Origin of the sequence: Streptomyces sp. NPDC101776, from assembly GCF_044766845.1 — a bacterium.
Classification (GTDB): Bacteria; Actinomycetota; Actinomycetes; order Streptomycetales; family Streptomycetaceae; genus Streptomyces.
This window is the reverse complement of sequence record NZ_JBIWMV010000036.1, coordinates 1-19,895: the sequence shown is the minus strand read 5'-3', so window position 1 is coordinate 19,895 and position 19,895 is coordinate 1. Positions and strand designations below refer to the sequence as shown.

The following is a 19,895-nucleotide window of genomic DNA, read 5'->3' as shown; positions in this document are numbered from 1 at the left end:
GTGTCCCCCAGGGATCGACGTTCGGACCATCCAGAACGGATCAGGCCAGGCGCAGAAGGTAAGGACAGTGATGCGGACGCGTCAAATCCACATAAGTGCTGGACACTAAAGCTTATTTGGGGTCACATCACCCCATATCGACCGGCGATTTCGGGCCAGAGCCCGTTCGCGCCCCGAATCGAGATCGCCCCGACGCCGGACCGATCTCGAAGCGTTGCCTATTGACGGGTGTTCAGCGGATGATCGACATTCAGCGCAGCTTCTGCGCCGCCTCCACCGCCCAGTACGTGAGGATGTTCCGTGCCCCGGCCCGCTTGATCCCGGTGAGCGTCTCGAAGATCGCGCGGTCCCGGTCGAGCCAGCCCTTCTCGGCGGCGGCCTCGACCATCGAGTACTCGCCGGAGATCTGATAGGCGACGACGGGGACGTCCACGGCTTCGGCGACCTTGGCGAGGATGTCGAGGTAGGGCCCGGCCGGCTTGACCATCACCATGTCGGCACCCTCCTCCAGATCCAGCGCCAACTCCCGCATGGACTCACGGGTGTTGGCCGGGTCCTGCTGATACGTCTTGCGGTCGCCCTTGAGCGAGGAACCGACGGCCTCGCGGAACGGCCCGTAGAACGCGGACGAATACTTGGCGGTGTAGGCGAGGATGGCCACGTCCTCCCGCCCGATCTGATCGAGCGCGTCCCGTACGACCCCGATCTGCCCGTCCATCATCCCGCTGGGCCCGACGACATGCGCTCCCGCATCGGCCTGCACCTGGGCCATCTCGGCGTACCGCTCAAGGGTGGCGTCGTTGTCGACGCGCCCTTGGTCGTCGAGCACCCCGCAATGTCCATGATCAGTGGTCTCGTCGAGGCACAGGTCGGACATGACGAGCAGCTCGTCCCCGACCTCGGCCCGAACGTCCCGCAACGCGACCTGAAGAATCCCGTCCGGGTCGGTACCCGGCGTCCCGAGGGCGTCCTTCTTGCTCTCCTCCGGCACCCCGAACAGCATGATCCCGGAGATCCCCGCGGCAACGGCCTCGACGGCAGCCTTCTTCAAGCTGTCCCGCGTGTGCTGCACCACCCCGGGCATGGCCCCGATCGGCACCGGCTCACTGACTCCCTCCCGCACAAACGCCGGAAGAATGAAGTCAGCGGGGTGCAAGCGGGTCTCGGCAACCATCCGCCGCATGACGGGGCTGGTCCGAAGCCGCCGGGGGCGAGAGCCGGGAAAGGATCCGTACGTCGTCATGGCTTCTACGCTACGCCCGGGGCGGGGGCGCCTTTGCCGACGGTGAGTCGGTCCGCATTACGGCACGCTTCGGTGGTTCCGGTGGTTCCGGTGGTTCCGGTGGTTCCGGTGGTTCCGGTGGTTCCGGTGGTTCCGGTGGTTCCGGTGGTTCCGGTGTGAGGTGAGTGGGGGCGCAGCGCCCCCACGGACGCCCGCCCCCACTCACCTCACACCGAAGCGAACAACCTCAGGTCGTCCGACGCCGCCGCGCACCAGGGCGACGCTCACTGGGCCGGGTGACCGGATCCCCCGCCTCCTGAGCCGCCGCGCGCCGACGCAGACCGAAGTTCGCCAACGCCTCGGCCAGCTTGTGCACGGACGGCTCGGGAGCCATCACGTCCACCCGCAGCCCGTGCTCCTCGGCGGTCTTGGCCGTGGCGGGACCGATACACGCGATCACGGTCACGTTGTGCGGCTTGCCCGCGATACCCACCAGGTTCCGCACCGTGGACGACGACGTGAAGAGGACCGCGTCGAAGCCACCCCCCTTGATCGCCTCCCGTGTGTCCGCCGGCGGCGGCGACGCCCGCACCGTCCGGTAAGCGGTCACGTCGTCGACCTCCCAGCCGAGGTCGATCAACCCGGCGACCAAGGTCTCCGTGGCGATGTCGGCACGCGGCAGGAAGACGCGGTCGATCGGGTCGAAGACCGGGTCGTACGGCGGCCAGTCCTCAAGAAGGCCCGCGGCCGACTGTTCGCCGCTCGGCACCAGGTCCGGCTTCACGCCGAAGGCGACCAGCGCGCTCGCGGTCTGCTCCCCCACCGCGGCGACCTTGATCCCCGCGAACGCCCGCGCGTCGAGCCCGTACTCCTCGAACTTCTCCCGCACGGCCTTGACCGCGTTCACCGAGGTGAAGGCGATCCACTCGTACCGGCCGGTCACCAGCCCCTTGACCGCCCGCTCCATCTGCTGAGGCGTCCGCGGCGGCTCGACGGCGATCGTCGGCACCTCGTGCGGAACGGCCCCGTACGACCGCAACTGGTCGGAGAGCGACGCCGCCTGCTCCTTCGTGCGCGGCACGAGGACCTTCCAGCCGAACAGCGGCTTGGACTCGAACCACGACAACTGGTCGCGCTGCGCGGCGGCGGACCGCTCACCGACCACGGCTATCACCGGCCGGCCTCCGTCCGGGGACGGCAGCACCTTCGCCTGCTTCAGCGTCTGCGCGATCGTGCCGAGCGTCGCCGACCAGGTCCGCTGACGAGTGGTCGTACCAGCCACTGTGACCGTCATCGGAGTGTCCGGCTTGCGGCCGGCGGCGACCAGCTCACCGGCGGCCGAGGCCACCGAGTCGAGCGAGGTCGACACGACGACCGTGCCGTCCGACGCCCCGACCTCGGTCCAGCAGCGGTCCGAGGCGGTACGGGCGTCCACGAACCGGACGTCCGCCCCCTGCGCGTCCCGCAGCGGGACACCGGCGTACGCGGGCACGCCGACGGCCGCGGCGACACCGGGCACGACCTCGAAGGGAACACCCGCGGCGACACAGGCGAGCATTTCCTCGGCGGCGTACGTATCTAGTCCGGGGTCCCCGGACACCGCACGTACGACCCGCCTGCCGCCCCTCGCGGCCTCCATGACAAGATGTGCCGCATCCCGCACAGCGGGTAGGCCAACGGTTGTTGACACACCGTCAACAACCGTCAGTTGAGGCGTGCCTGTGCCCGGGAGCGAGCCCGAAGAAGGACTCGGATCCGGCTGCACGACGGCTACGCCCTCTCGGGCGTGCGGACGTACGACGTCGAGCACCTCGTGCTCGGCGACGAGGACGTCCGCGTTCGCGAGCGCCTCTACGGCGCGCAGTGTGAGCAGTCCCGGATCTCCGGGTCCGGCACCCAGGAAGGTGACGTGCCCGTGTTCAGGACCGGCGGCGGGAAGAGTGGTGGGGCTCACTTGGCTTGCTCCCCCATGAGACCGGCCGCGCCCTGGGCAAGCATCTCGGCGGCGAGTTCGCGACCGAGCGCCAGTGCTTGGTCATGCGTCTCGGGCACGGGACCGGTGGTGGACAGCTGCACCGTACGCGAACCGTCGGTCGTGCCGACTATTCCGCGCAGGCGCATTTCCTTGACAATCTGCCCGTCGGCCAGAAGGTCGGCCAGCGCGCCCACAGGGGCGGAGCAGCCGGCCTCCAGGGCGGCGAGCAGGGACCTTTCGGCGGTTACCGCGACCCGCGTGAACGGGTCGTCGAGTTCGCCGAGTGCCGCGATCAAGTCCGCGTTGTCCGCGGCGCATTCGATCGCCAGGGCCCCCTGGCCGGGGGCGGGCAGAACCGTGTCGACCGACAGGAAGTCGGTCACTTCGTCGAGGCGGCCGATCCGGCTCAGTCCGGCGGCGGCCAGGACGACGGCGTCCAGCTCACCGTCCCGCACGAAGCCGATCCGGGTGTCGACGTTGCCCCGGATCGGGACCGTCTCGATGTCGAGGCCGTGGCCGAGCGCGTACGCGTTCAGCTGGGCCGTGCGGCGCGGGGAGCCCGTACCGATGCGCGCCCCGCGGGGCAGGTCGGTGAACTTCAGGGCGTCCTTCGCGACGAGTACGTCCCGCGGGTCCTCGCGCTCGGGTACGGCGGCGAGCACCAGTTCCGCGGGCTGCGTGGTCGGCAGGTCCTTCAGCGAATGAACCGCGAAGTCGACCTCACCGCCGAGCAGCGCGTCCCGCAGCGCGGTCACGAAGACCCCGGTGCCGCCGATCTGCGCGAGGTGCTCGCGGGAGGTGTCGCCGTAGGTGGTGATCTCGACGAGCTCGACGGGCCGTCCGGTCACCTGGCTCACGGCGTTCGCCACCAACCCGGACTGGGCCAGGGCGAGTCTGCTCCGCCTGGTCCCGAGCCTCAGTGCCTTCTTACTCATACTGGCCCTCGGTTCTTGCTGTTCTCAGAGTCTTCTTCAGCCCGCGAGACGGAGGCCACCGTCTCCTGGTCGAGGTCGAACAGGGTGCGCAGCGCGTCCGCGTACCCGGCGCCGCCGGGCTCGGCCGCGAGCTGTTTGACCCGCACGGTCGGCGCGTGCAGCAGCTTGTCGACGACCCGTCGTACGGTCTGCGTGATCTCGGCGCGGTGCTTGTCGTCGAGGCCGGGCAGCCGTCCGTCGAGCCGGGCGATCTCACCCGCGACGACCTCGGCGGCCATGGCACGCAGGGCGACCACGGTCGGCGTGATGTGCGCGGCCCGCTGGGCTGCCCCGAAGGCCGCGACCTCGTCGGAGACGATACGCCGGACCGCGTCCACGTCCGCCGCCATCGGGCCCGCGGACGGAGTTCGCTTATCAGATGCAGTGGCCGAGGCCTCGGCGAGCGACTCGATGTCGACGAGGCGCACCCCGGCCAGCCGGTGCACGGCGGCGTCCACGTCCCGCGGCATCGCGAGGTCGAGGAGCGACAACACCGGTGCGGGGCGCGGGACTTGGGCGAGCGGCTCGGGCCTGCGGCGCTCGGGGATGCGTACGCCGGTCGCGGCCATGGCGGCGAGTTCGGTGATCAACTCCGCCTCGGCCTCGGGTGTCCGCCGGGCCGCCTCGCGCCGGTCGACGGCACTGCCGCCGACCCAGGCCGCGTGCTGCTCCAGCGTCGCCGCGTCCATCCCGGCCACGGCGGCCTCCCCCATCACGGAGAAGCCGGTCGCCCCCTGCACCGCGGACAGGTCCAGCGGACATCCGTCCTCGGTCCCGACGGAGGTCGGCGGAAGCGTTTCGCGTACGTCGTCCTTCGTGGCCGTACGACCGGCCGTCGCGTCCTGCGGTACCCGGCCCTCGACCGCTTCCGCGACCGTCTCGGCCGTCAGGACCAGCCCGGTCGCGCCCGTACAGGACACGGCGACATCGGCACGTGTCAGCTCGAACGGCACCGAATCCATCGGTACCGCGCGGGCGGACACGTCCGTTCCGGGGCTCTCCGTGATGATCTGGGCGAGGCGCTCGGCGCGGTCGGCGGTGCGGTTGGCGACGACGATCTCGGCGACGCCGGCGCGGACGAGGGTCGCGGCGGCCAGCGACGACATGGAGCCGGCGCCGATGACCAGGGCCCGTTTCCCCTTCGCCCAGGCCTCAACTGCCGTGCCGGAGGAGAGCTGTTGGAGGCCGAAGGTGACCAGGGACTGACCCGCGCGGTCGATGCCGGTCTCCGAGTGGGCACGCTTGCCGACTCGGAGGGCCTGCTGGAACAGGTCGTTCAACAGCCGCCCGGCGGAGTGCAGTTCCTGTGCCTTGGCGAGCGAGTCCTTGATCTGGCCGAGGATCTGGCCCTCGCCGACGACCATCGAGTCGAGACCGCAGGCCACCGCGAAGAGGTGATGGACGGCCCGGTCCTCGTAGTGCACGTAGAGATAAGGAGTGAGCTCGTCGAGACCGACGCCGCTGTGCTGGGCGAGCAGCGTGGAGAGTTCGGCGACGCCCGCGTGGAACTTGTCCACGTCGGCGTAGAGCTCGATGCGGTTGCAGGTGGCCAACACCGCGGCCTCGGCGGCCGGTTCGGCGGCGACCGTGTCCTGGAGGAGCTTGATCTGGGCGTCCGCGTTCAGCGTCGCCCGCTCCAGGAGACTGACCGGCGCGCTGCGGTGGCTCAGCCCGACAACGAGGAGACTCATGCCGGCATCACGGCGGGGACGTCCCCGTCAGGGCCCTGCTCGGTGGAGTCGTCCCGCTGCGCGGCGGGCGGGTTCGCCGCCTGGGCGGCGGCCTCCTCGCCGGCCTTGCGCTGCTCGTGGAACGCGAGGATCTGCAACTCGATGGAGAGGTCGACCTTGCGCACGTCGACGCCGTCCGGGACGGTCAGCACGGTCGGCGCGAAGTTCAGGATGGAGGTGACCCCGGCGGCCACGAGCCGGTCGCAGACGGGCTGGGCGGCACCGGCGGGGGTGGCGATGACGCCGATGGAGACGCCGTTGTCGCTGACGATCTTCTCGAGCTCGTCCGAGTGCTGCACCGGGATGCCCGCGACGGGCTTGCCGGCCATCGCCGGGTCGGCGTCGATGAGGGCGGCGACGCGGAAGCCGCGGGAGGCGAACCCGCCGTAGTTGGCGAGGGCGGCGCCCAGGTTTCCGATACCGACGATCACGACCGGCCAGTCCTGGGTGAGGCCCAGTTCGCGGGAGATCTGGTAGACGAGGTACTCGACGTCGTAGCCCACACCACGGGTCCCGTAGGAGCCGAGGTACGAGAAGTCCTTGCGCAGCTTCGCGGAGTTGACCCCCGCGGCGGCCGCGAGCTCCTCGGAGGAGACCGTGGGTACCGAGCGCTCCGAGAGTCCGGTCAGCGCGCGGAGATACAGCGGGAGACGGGCGACGGTGGCCTCGGGAATCCCTCGGCTACGGCTCGCCGGTCGGTGAGTTCGGCCAGTTGCCACGGTGCTCCTGCGGGTAGAGCGGGGCTGTGGGCGGTCACACGTACCCAGACCGCCCCGTCGGAAGCAGGCTATGTCTTTGTGAACGCGTGCACAAAGATGGTGTCCGATTTGCCCACCCAACGTGACCGGGGTCACGCACACGCGTTCCCTACGCATTCCAGGGGGCAAAACCGCCACACTCCTCGTAATTCCCGCCCCCGAGACCAAACCGCCGTCGATCCTAAGCGACGTTCGGGTGCGCGTTGAACTACTTGGTCAGTTCCTTGCGGAGGCGGCCCTCGTCGACCCGCCAGAACGTGTGCTGTTTCCCATCCACGAGGACGACCGGGATCTGCTCCCAGTACGCGTCGTGGAGGGCCTGGTCCTCGGTGATGTCCTTCTGCTCCCAGGGGACCCCGAGGTCGGCGCAGACCTTCTCGACGACGAGCTGCGCGTCCTCGCACAGATGGCAGCCGGGCTTGCGGATGAGAGTGACCAGATGACTCATGCACACCATTCTCGCGCCACCGGTGCGCTTCTTTAACGGCCCGGTCGCGGAGAGTTCACAGCCTCCGAACCTCTCGGCTCCGGAACCACCGAACAAACTGGCTATGCTCACGACATGGCCGCTCTCGGATGGCTCACTCCCCGTAGGCGCTCCGCCACGGCGCGGAGCGTGTTGGCAGGCGAGGCCTCTGCGGAGGCAGCGCGCAAGTCGTCGCAGGACGCGCAGGAGATACACGACACCCTGGCGCCCGAAAAGCAGGCGGAGGAACCGGAGTTCCCGGTCCTCGGCGACGACAGAGCCGCGGCCTTCTTCGACCTGGACAACACCGTCATGCAGGGCGCGTCGATCTTCCACTTCGGCCGCGGCCTGTACAAGCGGAAGTTCTTCGAGACCCGCGACCTCGCCCGATTCGCCTGGCAACAGGCGTGGTTCAGGCTCGCCGGCTTCGAGGACCCCGAGCACATGCAGGAGGCGCGCGACTCCGCGCTGTCCATCGTCAAGGGCCACCGCGTCGCCGAACTCCAGTCGATCGGCGAGGAGATCTACGACGAGTACATGGCCGAGCGCATCTGGCCGGGCACCCGCGCCCTCGCCGAGGCGCACCTGGCCGCCGGTCAGAAGGTGTGGCTCGTCACGGCCGCCCCGGTGGAGATCGCCAACGTGATCGCCCGCCGCCTCGGCCTCACCGGCGCGCTCGGCACGGTCGCCGAGTCCGTCGACGGCGTCTACACCGGCAAGTTGGTCGGCGAACCGCTGCACGGCCCCGCGAAGGCGGAGGCGGTACGGGCGTTGGCCGCCGCGGAGGGCCTGGACCTCTCGCGCTGCGCCGCGTACAGCGACTCGCACAACGACATCCCGATGCTCTCGCTGGTCGGGCACCCCTACGCCATCAACCCGGACTCCAAGCTGCGCAAGCACGCGCGCGAGCTGGACTGGCGGCTGCGCGACTACCGAACGGCCCGCAGGGCGGCCAAGGTCGGCATCCCGGCGGCGGCCGGCGTGGGCGCGGTGGCGGGCGGCACGGCCGCGGCGATCGCATTGCACCGCCGACGCCGGTGACGCGGTAAACACAGCCAATCCACGGGTCGTACCCGCGTAACCCGCTGTCCAGTCACGTTGGCTGCACACGGCCACAACACGCCCTGGTCCCTGACTGAATTCGGACCACTTCGATCAACAACCGGTCACTCTGCGGTACTTGATCGGCCGTCAATCGGTTACGGAAGCGACGTAATCGATGATTTGAGCAACTGGGTGTAGCAGTGCCTGCACGAAGCGTTATTCTCCTCAGACGCAATCCGGTACCCCTCCGTCGCTACGACGGGTGAATGTTCCGGTACTGCACGTGATGGAAGCTCTGCCTCTGGGAGTCCCGTGTACCCACACGTCGGGGTTGACGCCTCGGGCCTGGCTACGCTGCGCGCAACGGTCCAAGACCTGTTGCGCGGCTTCGTCCCCACCGCGTACGCCGTCCCCGCCGCCTTCGCCACCACCGCACCCGTCGGTCCGTGCTACGCACTGGCCGACGGCGGCGCGGCTGTTGGCAGACGAGGGCGCTCGGCCGGCGCCGCCACCGCACGACGTCCGGCCGCTGACAGCGACAGCGCCCGGATGATGGACCTCGTGGAGCGTGCCCAGGCCGGCGAAGCCGACGCCTTCGGCCGCCTCTACGACCAGTACAGCGACACTGTGTACCGGTACATCTACTACCGAGTGGGAGGCAAAGCCACCGCCGAGGACCTCACCAGCGAGACCTTTCTGCGCGCCCTGCGCCGCATCGGCACGTTCACCTATCAGGGTCGGGATTTCGGCGCCTGGCTGGTGACGATCGCCCGCAACCTGGTCGCCGACCACTTCAAGTCGAGCCGCTTCCGGCTCGAGGTCACCACCGGCGAGATGCTCGACGCCAACGAGGTCGAGCGCTCCCCCGAGGACTCCGTCCTGGAGTCCCTGTCGAACGCGGCCCTCCTGGACGCCGTACGACGGCTCAACCCGCAGCAGCAGGAGTGCGTGACGCTGCGCTTCCTCCAGGGGCTCTCCGTCGCGGAGACCGCCCGGGTGATGGGCAAGAACGAGGGTGCGATCAAGACCCTCCAGTACCGGGCCGTGCGCACTCTCGCGCGGCTCCTCCCGGACGACGCCCGCTGACGGCACACGCTCGGTAACGCCCAACTCGCGCTCAGTGAAAGTCCGTTGAGTTTGCGGTCGGATCATCCGTCGTCCGTAACCCAAGTGCCGCGCCACTCGTTGTGCGGGATACAGGCTCCCTGTGGTCACGACCTGACCCTCTCCGATCACTCGATCGTGTGGATGTGGTCAGGCTGTGCAACCCTCAGGACCCCCTGGGGAGTCGACCGTCATGACGCGAGAGGAGGTGCCGCCAGTGATCGCGAACGTATCGGCGCACCGGCGGGCGAACGCCTTCGCCCAGGCCCTGGAAGAGGAGCCGTCCGACCAGGGCACGGCGCCCGAGCAGTCCGAAGGACCGGCCCCGGCCCCGGCTGCTGCGGAACAGACCGAGCAGGGCCGCATGCTGGCCTTCGCCACCGGTCTCGGCGAGCTGCCCAAACCCGTGCTGGACCCCGAGGTCAAGGTGGTCCAGCGGGCTCAGCTGGTCGCCGCGTTCGAGGCCATGCTGCAAGGCGAGGCACCCGGACCCTCGGTACCGGAGCAGCGCTCCCACCGGTCCCGGGGTACGCACCGGGCCACCGGTCTGGGCAAGCTGCGACCCCGGTCCCGGCTCACCAAGGGCCTCGCGGCCGGCGGACTGAGCGTCGGGGTGGCCGCGGGTGCCTTCGGCGGAGTGGCCGCGGCGAGCTCGGGCGCCCTGCCCGGTGACTCGCTCTACGGGCTGAAGCGCGGCATCGAGGACTTCAAGCTCAACTACCTGTCCGACGGTGACGACCAGCGCGGTGTGGCCTACCTCGACCAGGCGTCCAACCGCCTGAGCGAGGCACGCCGGCTGATCGAGCGGGACCGCAGCGGCCACCTCGACCACGAGCAGCTCGGCGAGATCCGCCGCACGCTGTCCGGGATGACGCACGACGCGTCCGAGGGCCACCGTCTGCTGCACGAGGCGTACGAGCAGGACCCGAACTCGCTGGGCCCCATCCAGGCCCTCTCCGCGTTCTCCCGCTCGCACCGCGAGGCCTGGGGCGCCCTGCGCGACCGCCTCCCCGTCCAGCTCGGCGACGTCAGCGACCAGGTCTCCTCGGTCTTCGACGCCATAGACGAAGAGGTCGCCCCGCTCCAGTCGCTGCTGCCCCAGCCCCCGGCGAAGCCCAGCGGAGGCGGTACGGGCAAACACCGTGCTCCCGGTACGTCGTCCACGGGCGGCTCCACCGGCACGCACCGCTCGACGACACCGAGCACGACCGACGGCTCCGCGGAGACCGGCCACTCCAGCACCCCCAGCGAGTCCGCCACCACCGGCGACGGCCTCCTCGGCGGCAACACGGGCGGCCTCCTGGACCCCCCGAAGTCCTCCGGCACGGCGTCCCCGTCCACGACCAAACCACCGCTCACGGCCCCGGACGTCACCCTCCCGCCCCTGCTCCCGGGCTTGCTGCCGGGCCTGGGCATCGACAGCGAGGACGCCAACTAGCTCCGCCGGTTCCGCAGTTCCTCGGCTGCGGGCCGGTGGGGGCTGGTCGCGCCCACGCGGCGGTAGCCGCACATCAATACGGCCCCGCGCCCCTAAAGACGATGGGGCGCCCCTCCTACGAGGGGCGCCCCATCGTCGTACAGCCGCTTGTCAGGTTTCTCAGAAGAAGACCGAGCGTCGCTGCACCAGCAACTTGTAGAGCGTGTGCTGGATCTGCTCCCGCACCTGGTCGGTGAGGTTGAACATCAGCATCGGGTCCTCGGCCGCCTCCGGTGGGTAGCCGTCCGTGGGGATCGGTTCGCCGAACTGGATCGTCCACTTGGTGGGGAGGGGGATCGCGCCGAGGGGACCCAGCCAGGGGAACGTCGGCGTGATCGGGAAGTACGGGAATCCCAGGACGCGGGCGAGGGTCTTGGAGTTGCCGATCATCGGGTAGATCTCCTCCGCGCCCACGATCGAGCACGGGATGATCGGCGTGCCCTTGCGCAGGGCCGTGGAGACGAAACCGCCGCGGCCGAAGCGCTGGAGCTTGTAGCGCTCGCTGAACGGCTTGCCGATGCCCTTGAAGCCCTCCGGCATCACACCGACCAACTCGCCCCGCCCCAGCAGCCGTTCGGCGTCCTCCGCGCAGGCCAGCGTGTGACCCGCCTTGCGGGCGAGTTCATTGACCACCGGCAGCATGAAGACGAGGTCCGCCGCGAGGAGGCGCAGGTGCCGGCCCGCCGGGTGGTTGTCGTGCACGGCGATCTGCATCATCACGCCGTCCAGCGGCAGCGTCCCGGAGTGGTTGGCGACGATCAGCGCGCCGCCCTCCGCCGGGATGTTCTCGATGCCCTTGACCTCGACCCGGAAGTACTTCTCGTACAGCGGGCGCAGCGCCGGCATCAGGACCTCGTCGGTGAGCTCCTCGTCGTAGCCGAAGTCGTCGACGTCGTAGTCCCCGGTGAGCCGGCGGCGCAGGAACGACAGGCCATGGGCGATACGGCGCTCCAGGACACTCTGGTCGCCCCGGTCGCCCTCGTCGCTCTGTGCCTTCTCCGGCTCTTCTTCCTCACGCGTCACAGGAACATCATCCTGCGCGAAGTCCCGGCCCGGCAGGGGCTGGACCTCACGGAACAGTGCGGGCTCGCCGTTCTTGCGCCGGCTCCCCGCGCTCCGGCGCCGCTGCGGCCGCTGCACGCCGTTCGCGCGGGACCGGTCGTCGTCGAACGGAATGACCTTGGCATCCGCCATCGTTGATGCGCTCCTCAGTTGGCGCTCGGCGTCGGTGGGTGGCCACTGCCCGGCAGGGACAGCGCGGCGATCCGGTCGACGGCTCCCGCGACGGCCTCCGGCGGCAGCAGCCCCGTGCCCTGGCCGCGCGCGAAGTCCGCGAAGGTCTCGGCGGTCGTGTACTTCGGCTTGTATCCCAGCGTCTCGCGCATCTGGACCGTCGACACGACCCGGCCGTGGGTGAGCAGCCGGATCTGCTCCGGGGAGAAGTCCGTCATCCCCAGCGTACGCACCAGGGAACCGGCCCAGGTGACCGCCGGCAGCAGCAGCGGCACGGTCGGGCGGCCCAGCCGTCGCGAGCACTGGGAGAGCAGCAGGACGCCGTCCCCGGCGATGTTGAAGGTGCCGCTGTTGAGCGTGCCCCGCTCCGGGTCGTGCGAGGCGATCCGCAGGACGTCGATCACATCGTCCTCGTGCACGAACTGCAGCCGCGGGTCGTAGCCGAACACGGTCGGCAGGACCGGCAGCGAGAAGTACGACGCGAGCGGCGAATCCGCCGTAGGACCAAGGATGTTGGCGAACCGCAGCACGCACACCGCGACGTCGGGCCGACGACGGGCGAAGCCGCGCACATACCCCTCGACCTCGACGGTGTCCTTCGCGAAGCCGCCGCTCGGCAGGGACTTCGGCGGGGTGCCCTCGGTGAAGACGGCCGGGTCGCGCGGGGCGGAGCCGTAGACGTTCGTGCTGGACTTCACCACCAGCCGCTTCACGACCGGTGACTTCTGGCAGGCGCCCAGCAGCTGCATGGTGCCGATGACGTTGGTCTCCTTGACCGTGGTCCGGCTGCCGCTGCCCAGCGCGGTGCCCGTCACGTCCATGTGGACGACAGTGTCGGCGCCCGACTCGGCGAGCACCCGCGCGATGGTGGGCTGCCGGATGTCGGCCTGGATGAACTCCGCGCCCCCGAGATGGTGCCCGGGCACGACCGCGTCCACGGCGATCACCCGGTCCACTTCCGGGTCACGCTGAATGCGTCGTACGAACCGGCCCCCCAACTGACGGGCCGCTCCGGTCACGAGCACGACCTTCCCCAAGATCAGCGCCTTCCTTCCGAGTTACCCGTGTGCGGCCAACCTAGCGGTTCGGTGTTGCGCTGTGATGACCGCCTGACGCACGAGAGCCCGAGTACCCACATTCGGCACATGACACGGTCACGGGCATAACTGTGGCCCCCCACCGAATTCGATGGGGGGCCACAGGAGACGCTCTCGCGGCGCCGCGTCGCCTACTTCTTGTTACGACGCTGCACGCGCGTGCGCTTCAGCAGCTTGCGGTGCTTCTTCTTAGCCATCCGCTTGCGCCGCTTCTTGATAACAGAGCCCACGACTACCCTCGCTCACTTCTCATCACTCGGTGCTGGGCATCATGGGCCCATACGACCTACAAGGGGCCAGCCTACCCGTCCGAGCGCTGAGGTCGTAATCGAGGTATCGCCTCAGGCTGTCTCCACCCCCACATAACTCTCGCGAAGGTACTCGTGTACCGCTTGCTCGGGGACGCGGAAGGACCGCCCCACCCGGATAGCGGGCAGATGACCGCTGTGCACCAACCGGTACACGGTCATCTTCGACACTCGCATCACCGAGGCGACCTCCGCCACGGTAAGGAACTGAACCTCGTTCAGAGGCCTCTCGCCAGCTGCAGCCATGACACACCTGAACCTTCCGCACTCGACGGTCACCGGCTTCCCCTTCCGGTGACTCTTCGTCGTTGCGTGCTCACTCCCCAATGTAGGGGCGTGTGATGCGAGTGGGGAAGAGGTGCACCCATCGGCGGCCTACTGTGACAGACACGCTCGATTGAGTACGTAGCGGGTAAGCGGCCGGTAGTAAGCGGACCGCACGGCGTCGTCAAGCGGAACTACGACGGACACCGACCCCTCCGCCTCACCGACGAAGAGCGCGGGGTCGTCCGTATCGGCCAGCCCAATGGCCTCAAACCCCAGCTGACCTGCTCCGCAGACCCATCCGTGGTCCCCGATCACCAGCTCCGGAAGCACCCCGCCGGCCTCCGCCGCCGCACCCAGCACCGTCCGAACCGGGAGCGGTGAGTGCGTGTGTGCGCCCGGCTCACAACCGGAGCGTTCGGGGCCCGGTTCGCGGACGAGCGCGACGCCCTGTACGTAATCAAGGTTGTACGTGCGTAGACCGAACCGGGTCGTTATGTCGACAGAGAGACCCTGCGCAGGGGTGAGAACAGCACATCCCGCCGCCGACAAGGCGTCCGCCAACGCGGCGTAGAACCCGAGCAGTCGATGCGGATGTCCGGTGCCGATCAGTACGGGTCCGTTGCGCTCCGCCACCGCACCCAAGCGGTCGGCGAACGCGTCCAGAGCGGTCAACGTCCGCTCCGGGTCGATCACATCATGCCCGGAAGTGTGCGCGGGGTCGGCCGAAACCCCACACTTGTCCGCCATCAACCCGATCAGATCCTTCTGCTCCCACGTCCATTCGGGATCGAGTCCGATCAACACCCGAGGATCACGGGCGGCGAAGGCGCGATAGCTCCGCAGGCTCTCCTCGCGCGAGGTGGCCACGGGTCCGGCCAGCCGGGCGGCCAGCAGATGGGCGCGGAGGGCGCCGGTGGTCAACACGGGAGCGATGCTGACGGACCGCGTCACCGGCCACGGCGGGAACGCGGGAAACACCGCGCGGTTGGCGTAACACCGGTGACAGAACGGTGACAAAAGGGGCCACAACCGTCGTACGGATTCCCGGGTCTCACTCTGCGTGGACGGCAACGACCATCCGTCCCGAGCAAGTTGACGACCGGCAACACCAACTGGGGGAAAACCATGATGAAGCTGTCCCGTCGCACCACGACCGCCGCAGCCCTCGCCACCCTGGCGCTCGGCGGCACGGTCGCCGCCACCGCCCCGGCCTCGGCGGCCACCACCACGTCCGCCAAGGCGGCAGCCACCGCCACCTACAACGGCGCCTGCGGCACCGGCTACAAGGTCATCGACTCCACGCCGGTCGGCAACGTCGGCAAGGTCTTCCTCACCTGGAACGAGTCGACCGGCAAGAACTGCGCCGTGACCATCCGCAACACCCCCGGCGTGAAGATCCACATGGCCGTCGAGCTCAACATCGACGTCAACTACGAGCACAACCCGGTAGTCGACAGCGGCCAGTACACGTCGTACGCCGGCCCCGTCTACATGTCCGCCCGCGGCTACTGCGCCGTATGGCAAGGCGTCATCGGCACGGCCACGGGCGGCGACTCGGGCCACTGCGGCTGACCCACGAACGCCGGGGGCGGGCTGACCATCCGCCCCCGGCAGCCATTCATCACCGACGGCGCCGCTGCGATGCCGCCCGCTCTTCACCGCTGACCGTTCTTCGATGCCGGTCGCCCGGGGGTGCCGGTGTCGGTCCTCTTTGATGCCGGCCGTCCTTCGATGCCGGCCACTCATCGCCGACGGCCGCTCTTCGATACCGGGCGCCCTGAGGTGCCGGTGCCGGTCCTCTTTGATGCCCGCCGTCCTTCGATGACGGTCGCCCTTCGATGCCGGGGGCGGGCACTCTTCGACGCCGGCCACTCCTCAATGCTGGCCGTTCCTCGACACCGGTCGGCCGCACTTCGCGGCTGGCCGCCGCACTTTCCAGCGCCGGTCAACAAGATCAGCCCGTCCGGCACTTCCCCGACGCAGGCCGCCGACACCCAGCCTGTACGGCACCTTCCCAACACGGGCCACCAACATCCAGTCCGACCGGCGCCCTTCCAACACAGGCCACCAACACCCAGCCCAACCGGCGCCCTTCCAACACAGGCCACCAACACCCAGCCCAACCGGCGCCCTTCCAACACAGGCCCGCACAATCAGCCCGTCCGGCGTTTGAGGACGAGGCCCCTTCAGGGCCGAAGCGGGGTCTGGGGGCGCAGCCCCCAGGGACGCCCGCCCCAACAAACCCGCACGATCATCCGCACCACTGCCGGAGGCCCGCCCCAACAAACCCGCACGATCATCCGCTCCACTGCCGGCGCGGCCTACGCCAAAAGCCCCCGCAACGGAAACACCGCCCGCCGAGCCGCCACAACCGCCTGATCAAGCCGATCCGCGGGGTCGTACCCGGACTCCCACCCCGCATAAGCCACCGGCCACCGCCCATCAGTCATCCGCTGCGGCCCCAACTGCCGCGTCCGAGCGAACACTTCCTGCCGCCACCCCTCCGGAATCACCGCCTCGGGCGCGATCTCCCGCCCCGCCGCGATCGCGACCAGATGCGTCCAGGACCGCGGCACCACCTCCACCACGGCGTAACCACCCCCACCGAGCGCGACCCACTTCCCGTCCGCGTACTCGTGCGCGAGCTCATGACACGCCACCTGCACAGCCCGCTGCGCGTCCAGCGACACGGCGAGATGAGCGAGCGGATCCTCGAAGTGCGTATCGGCCCCGTGCTGAGTCACCAGCACCTGCGGCCGGAAATCCGCGATCAACTCCGGTACGACAGCATGGAAGGCCCGCAACCACCCCGCGTCCCCGGTCCCCGCCGGCAACGCCACATTGACCGCCGAGCCCTCCCCCGCCCCCGCCCCGGTCTCCTCCGGCCACCCCGTCTGCGGAAACAAGGTCCGCGGATGCTCGTGCAGGGAGATCGTCAACACCCGCGGGTCCTCCCAGAACGCCGCCTGGACCCCGTCCCCGTGATGCACGTCGACATCGACGTACGCGACCCGCTCGGCCCCCAACTCCAACAGCCGGGCAATGGCGAGCGAGGCATCGTTGTAGATACAGAACCCGGAAGCAGCCCCCGGCATCGCGTGATGCAGCCCACCCGAGAAGTTCACGGCGTGCAGCGCGTCCCCGGCCCACACAGCTTCCGCCGCCCCCACCGACTGCCCGGCGATGAGAGCCGACACCTCATGCATCCCGGCAAAGGCGGGATCATCCATGGTGCCGAGCCCATACGCCCCGTCCGCCGAGTCCGGATCGGCAGAGGCGGCCTTCACCGCCTCGACGTAGTCCTCCCGGTGAACCAGCCGCAGCGTCGACTCACCGGCGGGCTTCGCCGCCACCACATCCACGTCCTTGTCGAGCCCGAAGGCATCGACGAGTCTCCGGGTCAGGGCGAGCCGGACCGGGTCCATCGGATGGTCCCGGCCGAAGTCATAGCCCGTTACTGCCTCGTCCCACATCAGCTGTGCGCGCCCGCTCATGCCCGTCACCGTACCGGCCCTCCGTCGGCGCGAACGAGCGGGCGTACACCAACGTCACCAGCACCAACACCATCGGCACGAGCATCGCCCCGCGATAACTCCAGGCATCGCCCAGCGCCCCCACCAACGGCGAACCGATCAGAAACCCCACGTAGTTGAAGACATTGAGCCGCGCGATGGCCGTATCCGAGGCCCCGGGGAACAACCGCCCGGCCGCCGCGAAGGTCTGCGGCACCAGCACACACAACCCGAGCCCCAGCAAGGTGAACCCGAGCATCCCGACCCCGGCCCCCGGCGCCACGGCCACCACCGCGAACCCCAGTGCGGCCACCACCGCCCCCAGCCGTACGACGGCCACGGCCCCGAACTTCCGCACCCCGAGGTCCCCGATCCCCCGCCCGACCAGGCACATCACCATGTAGACGTTGTACGGAACGGTCGCGACCTGCTCCGAACTCCCCAGCACATCCTTCAGGTACTTCGCACTCCAGTTGGAGACGGTCGAGTCGCCGATATAGGCGAAGGTCATCACCAGACACAACGGCAGCAGCAACTTGAAGACCAGCGGACCGGCCTCGGCCCCCTCGCCCTCCGCCTCCGGCCCGCTCCCGTCGACGTACCACCGACTCCCCACGAAGGCCGCCGGCAGCAACACCGCCACCACGGGCAGATACGACACCCACAGCGCGAGATGCCAGTGCGCCCCCGCCCACGCCAGCGAGGCCCCCACGATCCCGCCCAGGCTGTACGCGGCATGGAAGCTGAGCATGATGCTCCGCCCGTACGTCCGCTGCAGACTCACCCCGAGCATGTTCATCGAGGCGTCCAGCGCACCCACCCCGAGCCCGAACGCACCGAGCGCGACGGCCAGTTCGGCCATGCTGTCGCCCGCTCCCACCCCGAGCAGCGCCAGGAGGACGACGGGCTGGGACCAGCGCAGCAGCACGCTGGGCCGTATTCGCTTCACCAGGTGCTCGGTGGTCACGCTCCCGACGCCGGCGAGGATCGGCACGGCGGCCAGGAAGACGGGCAGCAGCCCGTCCGAGACCCCGTACCGGTCCTGGATCGCCGGAATGCGCGTCACGAGCAGCGCGAAGGTGGCGCCCTGAGCGAAGAAGCTGAACGCCAAAGAGGCCCTACCGCGCCGCAGCACATCTGTCATGGCGGCGAGCGTAAGGGCCCCGGCGTACTCGTGGGTAGATCCAGCCAAAGATGAATTCCTCTCACCTTTACCGAGCGACGGCGAGCGAGGGAAGAACCGCAGGTGAGGGCACATCTCCGGCAGCCAGCTCGGCGTCGATCATCTCCGCCATCGGCCCGACCGCGAGCCCCCCACTGACCACCGCGGTCACGACCATCGTCCCCACCATCACAACCGTGCCCAGCCACACCATGGTGTCCACGGGCAGCGTGTACACCCCGACGATCCGCGCGAGGCACTCGCCGAGCAGCATCACACCCCACACCACCGAGAACCGGCGCTCGGCCCGCCGAAAGCCCGCCGACCCGCTCAACAGCCGCTCGAACGCGGCCTCCCGCGCCGGATCACCCTTCACCAGGAAGGGCTTCATCCCGGCGGTCATCATCGGCTTCCCCATCACCACGGACACGAGGATCCCGATCCCTACGGCACTGCTGACCCCGCTGTCCTTCGCGAGCATCAGCCGCGGATCACCGGCCACGAAGCTCAGCAGCAGCCCGACGACGTTCACAAAGAGGATCAGCGCGGCGAAGGCGTTGACCTTCCGCTCCGCGACGACCCCCCACCCGGTCCGCAGCGCCGGCACGACACTGCTCCACCCCAGCGCCGCCACGGTGCCCATCCCGAACCCGCTCTTCAGCAGGTAGTACGACCCGATCGGCACCGCCACGTCCGCGAGAAGCGGCGCGAGGTTCTTCTTCATGGAGCCCGTGTCCGTCGTCATGCACTCAGACTGCCGCGCGGACCCGGCCTCCCAGTAGAACCGATCGTCCGGACCTCGGCATGACAAATGTCAGACGAGCAGCCCAGGCAACTCCCGCATGTCCCCGAAGAGTTGAGTGACCCCACCCAGTCGCTCAGCAGGCGTCATGGCGGTGAACCCATACACATCCATCCCGGCCGCCACCCCCGCCCGCACCCCCAACGGACTGTCCTCCACGACGACACACCGCTCCGGCGCGACACCCATCCGCTCGGCCGCGTACAGGAACAGATCCGGCGCGGGCTTCCCCCTCCCCACGTCCTCGGAGCTGAAGACCCACTCCTCCTCGAACCACTCGTCCAGCCCCGTCGTCCGATGCCCCACCCGAATCCGCTGATGACTCCCCGACGACGCCACGCAGTACGGCACCCCGTGCGCGACCAGTCTCTCCAGCACATCGACGGACCCGGCCACGGGCTTCAACTCCCGCTCGAAAGCGGCGAATACCCGAGCGTGGAAGACATCGTCGAAGTCGTCAGGCAACCGCTGCCCGGTCCGCTCCTCGACGAGATCGTGTACGCGGTGCATCGCGGCCCCCATGTAGTCCCGGAGGGACTCCTCGTAGGAGGTCGGGTGCCCGAGCTCGGTGAGATAGCCGGCCAGCAGCCTGTTGGAGATCGGCTCACTGTCGACGAGGACACCGTCGTTGTCGAAGATCACGAGGTCATAGCGCATGCTGCTGAGCCTAAACGCAGAAAACCCCCGTACCGATTTAACGGTACGGGGGTTTTCGCAATATTTGTTCGGCGGCGTCCTACTCTCCCACAGGGTCCCCCCTGCAG

General features: G+C 69.2%; 19 protein-coding genes. 4 read left to right on the top strand and 15 right to left on the bottom strand.

Annotated features, from left to right (window positions below):
* Nucleotides 1-250 precede the first annotated feature (250 nt).
* The 6 genes from hemB to ACIRRY_RS49450 all read right to left on the bottom strand — a co-directional run bounded on the left by hemB (nucleotide 251) and on the right by ACIRRY_RS49450 (nucleotide 7,107).
* A complete protein-coding gene (gene hemB, locus ACIRRY_RS49475) occupies nucleotides 251-1,243 on the bottom strand; it encodes a porphobilinogen synthase (protein ID WP_403986967.1) in 993 nt (330 codons plus the stop codon).
* A gap of 226 nt (nucleotides 1,244-1,469) precedes the next feature.
* A complete protein-coding gene (locus ACIRRY_RS49470) occupies nucleotides 1,470-3,176 on the bottom strand; it encodes a uroporphyrinogen-III synthase (RefSeq protein WP_403986964.1) in 1,707 nt (568 codons plus the stop codon).
* Nucleotides 3,173-4,132, bottom strand: a complete 960-nt coding sequence (gene hemC, locus ACIRRY_RS49465) for a hydroxymethylbilane synthase (protein ID WP_403986961.1) — start codon at nucleotides 4,130-4,132, stop codon at nucleotides 3,173-3,175. Before hemC ends, ACIRRY_RS49470 begins: the two co-directional genes overlap by 4 nt.
* Nucleotides 4,129-5,862, bottom strand: a complete 1,734-nt coding sequence (locus ACIRRY_RS49460; RefSeq protein ID WP_403986959.1) for a glutamyl-tRNA reductase — start codon at nucleotides 5,860-5,862, stop codon at nucleotides 4,129-4,131. The genes hemC and ACIRRY_RS49460 overlap by 4 nt, the downstream gene beginning before the upstream one ends.
* On the bottom strand, nucleotides 5,859-6,620 hold the full coding sequence (locus tag ACIRRY_RS49455; RefSeq protein ID WP_403986956.1) for a redox-sensing transcriptional repressor Rex: 762 nt from the start codon (nucleotides 6,618-6,620) through the stop codon (nucleotides 5,859-5,861). The genes ACIRRY_RS49460 and ACIRRY_RS49455 overlap by 4 nt, the downstream gene beginning before the upstream one ends.
* 247 nt (nucleotides 6,621-6,867) lie before the next feature.
* Nucleotides 6,868-7,107, bottom strand: a complete 240-nt coding sequence (locus ACIRRY_RS49450) for a glutaredoxin family protein (RefSeq protein WP_234477284.1) — start codon at nucleotides 7,105-7,107, stop codon at nucleotides 6,868-6,870.
* Between the two features lie 114 nt (nucleotides 7,108-7,221).
* Here ACIRRY_RS49450 and ACIRRY_RS49445 point away from each other — a divergent pair, with 114 nt between their 5' ends.
* From ACIRRY_RS49445 to ACIRRY_RS49435, 3 genes are all read left to right on the top strand, one after another.
* On the top strand, nucleotides 7,222-8,166 hold the full coding sequence (locus ACIRRY_RS49445) for an HAD family hydrolase (protein ID WP_403986953.1): 945 nt from the start codon (nucleotides 7,222-7,224) through the stop codon (nucleotides 8,164-8,166).
* 315 nt (nucleotides 8,167-8,481) lie between these two features.
* Complete coding sequence (locus tag ACIRRY_RS49440; protein WP_026151088.1) at nucleotides 8,482-9,255, top strand: ECF subfamily RNA polymerase sigma factor, BldN family; 774 nt, start codon at nucleotides 8,482-8,484, stop codon at nucleotides 9,253-9,255.
* A gap of 235 nt (nucleotides 9,256-9,490) precedes the next feature.
* Entirely contained in the window at nucleotides 9,491-10,711 is a 1,221-nt protein-coding gene (locus tag ACIRRY_RS49435) for a DUF5667 domain-containing protein (RefSeq protein ID WP_403986950.1), read from the top strand.
* A gap of 159 nt (nucleotides 10,712-10,870) precedes the next feature.
* Here ACIRRY_RS49435 and ACIRRY_RS49430 read toward each other — a convergent pair whose 3' ends face one another.
* The 5 genes from ACIRRY_RS49430 to ACIRRY_RS49410 all read right to left on the bottom strand — a co-directional run bounded on the left by ACIRRY_RS49430 (nucleotide 10,871) and on the right by ACIRRY_RS49410 (nucleotide 14,579).
* Complete coding sequence (locus ACIRRY_RS49430; protein WP_403986947.1) at nucleotides 10,871-11,944, bottom strand: lysophospholipid acyltransferase family protein; 1,074 nt, start codon at nucleotides 11,942-11,944, stop codon at nucleotides 10,871-10,873.
* 14 nt (nucleotides 11,945-11,958) lie between these two features.
* Nucleotides 11,959-13,020 carry an NAD-dependent epimerase/dehydratase family protein gene (locus ACIRRY_RS49425; protein WP_403986944.1) on the bottom strand — a complete coding sequence of 354 codons (1,062 nt, stop codon included), beginning with the start codon at nucleotides 13,018-13,020 and terminating at the stop codon, nucleotides 11,959-11,961.
* Between the two features lie 191 nt (nucleotides 13,021-13,211).
* Nucleotides 13,212-13,310 (bottom strand): 30S ribosomal protein bS22, encoded by a 99-nt coding sequence (locus ACIRRY_RS49420; protein WP_003948845.1) that lies wholly within the window; start codon nucleotides 13,308-13,310, stop codon nucleotides 13,212-13,214.
* A gap of 111 nt (nucleotides 13,311-13,421) precedes the next feature.
* Complete coding sequence (locus ACIRRY_RS49415; RefSeq protein ID WP_004984898.1) at nucleotides 13,422-13,634, bottom strand: helix-turn-helix domain-containing protein; 213 nt, start codon at nucleotides 13,632-13,634, stop codon at nucleotides 13,422-13,424.
* Nucleotides 13,635-13,763: 129 nt separating this feature from the next.
* Nucleotides 13,764-14,579, bottom strand: coding sequence for a phosphatase (locus ACIRRY_RS49410; RefSeq protein ID WP_403986941.1), 816 nt, complete (start codon nucleotides 14,577-14,579; stop codon nucleotides 13,764-13,766).
* A 201-nt stretch (nucleotides 14,580-14,780) separates the two neighbouring features.
* On the opposite strand from ACIRRY_RS49410, the gene ACIRRY_RS49405 reads away from it, so the two are divergent.
* Nucleotides 14,781-15,227: a spore-associated protein A gene (locus ACIRRY_RS49405; protein ID WP_403986938.1), complete on the top strand. Its 447-nt coding sequence runs from the start codon at nucleotides 14,781-14,783 to the stop codon at nucleotides 15,225-15,227.
* Between the two features lie 749 nt (nucleotides 15,228-15,976).
* On the opposite strand, the gene ACIRRY_RS49400 is transcribed toward ACIRRY_RS49405, so the two are convergent.
* From ACIRRY_RS49400 to ACIRRY_RS49385, 4 genes are all read right to left on the bottom strand, one after another.
* Nucleotides 15,977-17,149 (bottom strand): acetoin utilization protein AcuC, encoded by a 1,173-nt coding sequence (locus ACIRRY_RS49400; protein ID WP_403986935.1) that lies wholly within the window; start codon nucleotides 17,147-17,149, stop codon nucleotides 15,977-15,979.
* A complete protein-coding gene (locus tag ACIRRY_RS49395) occupies nucleotides 17,100-18,311 on the bottom strand; it encodes an MFS transporter (RefSeq protein ID WP_403986932.1) in 1,212 nt (403 codons plus the stop codon). Before ACIRRY_RS49395 ends, ACIRRY_RS49400 begins: the two co-directional genes overlap by 50 nt.
* A gap of 67 nt (nucleotides 18,312-18,378) precedes the next feature.
* On the bottom strand, nucleotides 18,379-19,074 hold the full coding sequence (locus ACIRRY_RS49390) for a VC0807 family protein (RefSeq protein WP_403986929.1): 696 nt from the start codon (nucleotides 19,072-19,074) through the stop codon (nucleotides 18,379-18,381).
* Nucleotides 19,075-19,143: 69 nt separating this feature from the next.
* Complete coding sequence (locus tag ACIRRY_RS49385; protein WP_403986926.1) at nucleotides 19,144-19,788, bottom strand: HAD family hydrolase; 645 nt, start codon at nucleotides 19,786-19,788, stop codon at nucleotides 19,144-19,146.
* Between the last annotated feature and the right edge of the window lie 107 nt (nucleotides 19,789-19,895).

Coding starts and splice junctions, on each gene's coding strand:
- hemB (WP_403986967.1), bottom strand. CDS start 1,243: ATGACGACGTACGGATCCTTTCCCGGCTCTCGCCCCCGGCGGCTTCGG.
- hemC (WP_403986961.1), bottom strand. CDS start 4,132: ATGAGTAAGAAGGCACTGAGGCTCGGGACCAGGCGGAGCAGACTCGCC.
- ACIRRY_RS49460 (WP_403986959.1), bottom strand. CDS start 5,862: ATGAGTCTCCTCGTTGTCGGGCTGAGCCACCGCAGCGCGCCGGTCAGT.
- ACIRRY_RS49450 (WP_234477284.1), bottom strand. CDS start 7,107: ATGAGTCATCTGGTCACTCTCATCCGCAAGCCCGGCTGCCATCTGTGC.
- ACIRRY_RS49445 (WP_403986953.1), top strand. CDS start 7,222: ATGGCCGCTCTCGGATGGCTCACTCCCCGTAGGCGCTCCGCCACGGCG.
- ACIRRY_RS49430 (WP_403986947.1), bottom strand. CDS start 11,944: ATGGCGGATGCCAAGGTCATTCCGTTCGACGACGACCGGTCCCGCGCG.
- ACIRRY_RS49415 (WP_004984898.1), bottom strand. CDS start 13,634: ATGGCTGCAGCTGGCGAGAGGCCTCTGAACGAGGTTCAGTTCCTTACC.
- ACIRRY_RS49405 (WP_403986938.1), top strand. CDS start 14,781: ATGATGAAGCTGTCCCGTCGCACCACGACCGCCGCAGCCCTCGCCACC.
- ACIRRY_RS49400 (WP_403986935.1), bottom strand. CDS start 17,149: ATGAGCGGGCGCGCACAGCTGATGTGGGACGAGGCAGTAACGGGCTAT.
- ACIRRY_RS49395 (WP_403986932.1), bottom strand. CDS start 18,311: ATGACAGATGTGCTGCGGCGCGGTAGGGCCTCTTTGGCGTTCAGCTTC.
- ACIRRY_RS49390 (WP_403986929.1), bottom strand. CDS start 19,074: ATGACGACGGACACGGGCTCCATGAAGAAGAACCTCGCGCCGCTTCTC.
- ACIRRY_RS49385 (WP_403986926.1), bottom strand. CDS start 19,788: ATGCGCTATGACCTCGTGATCTTCGACAACGACGGTGTCCTCGTCGAC.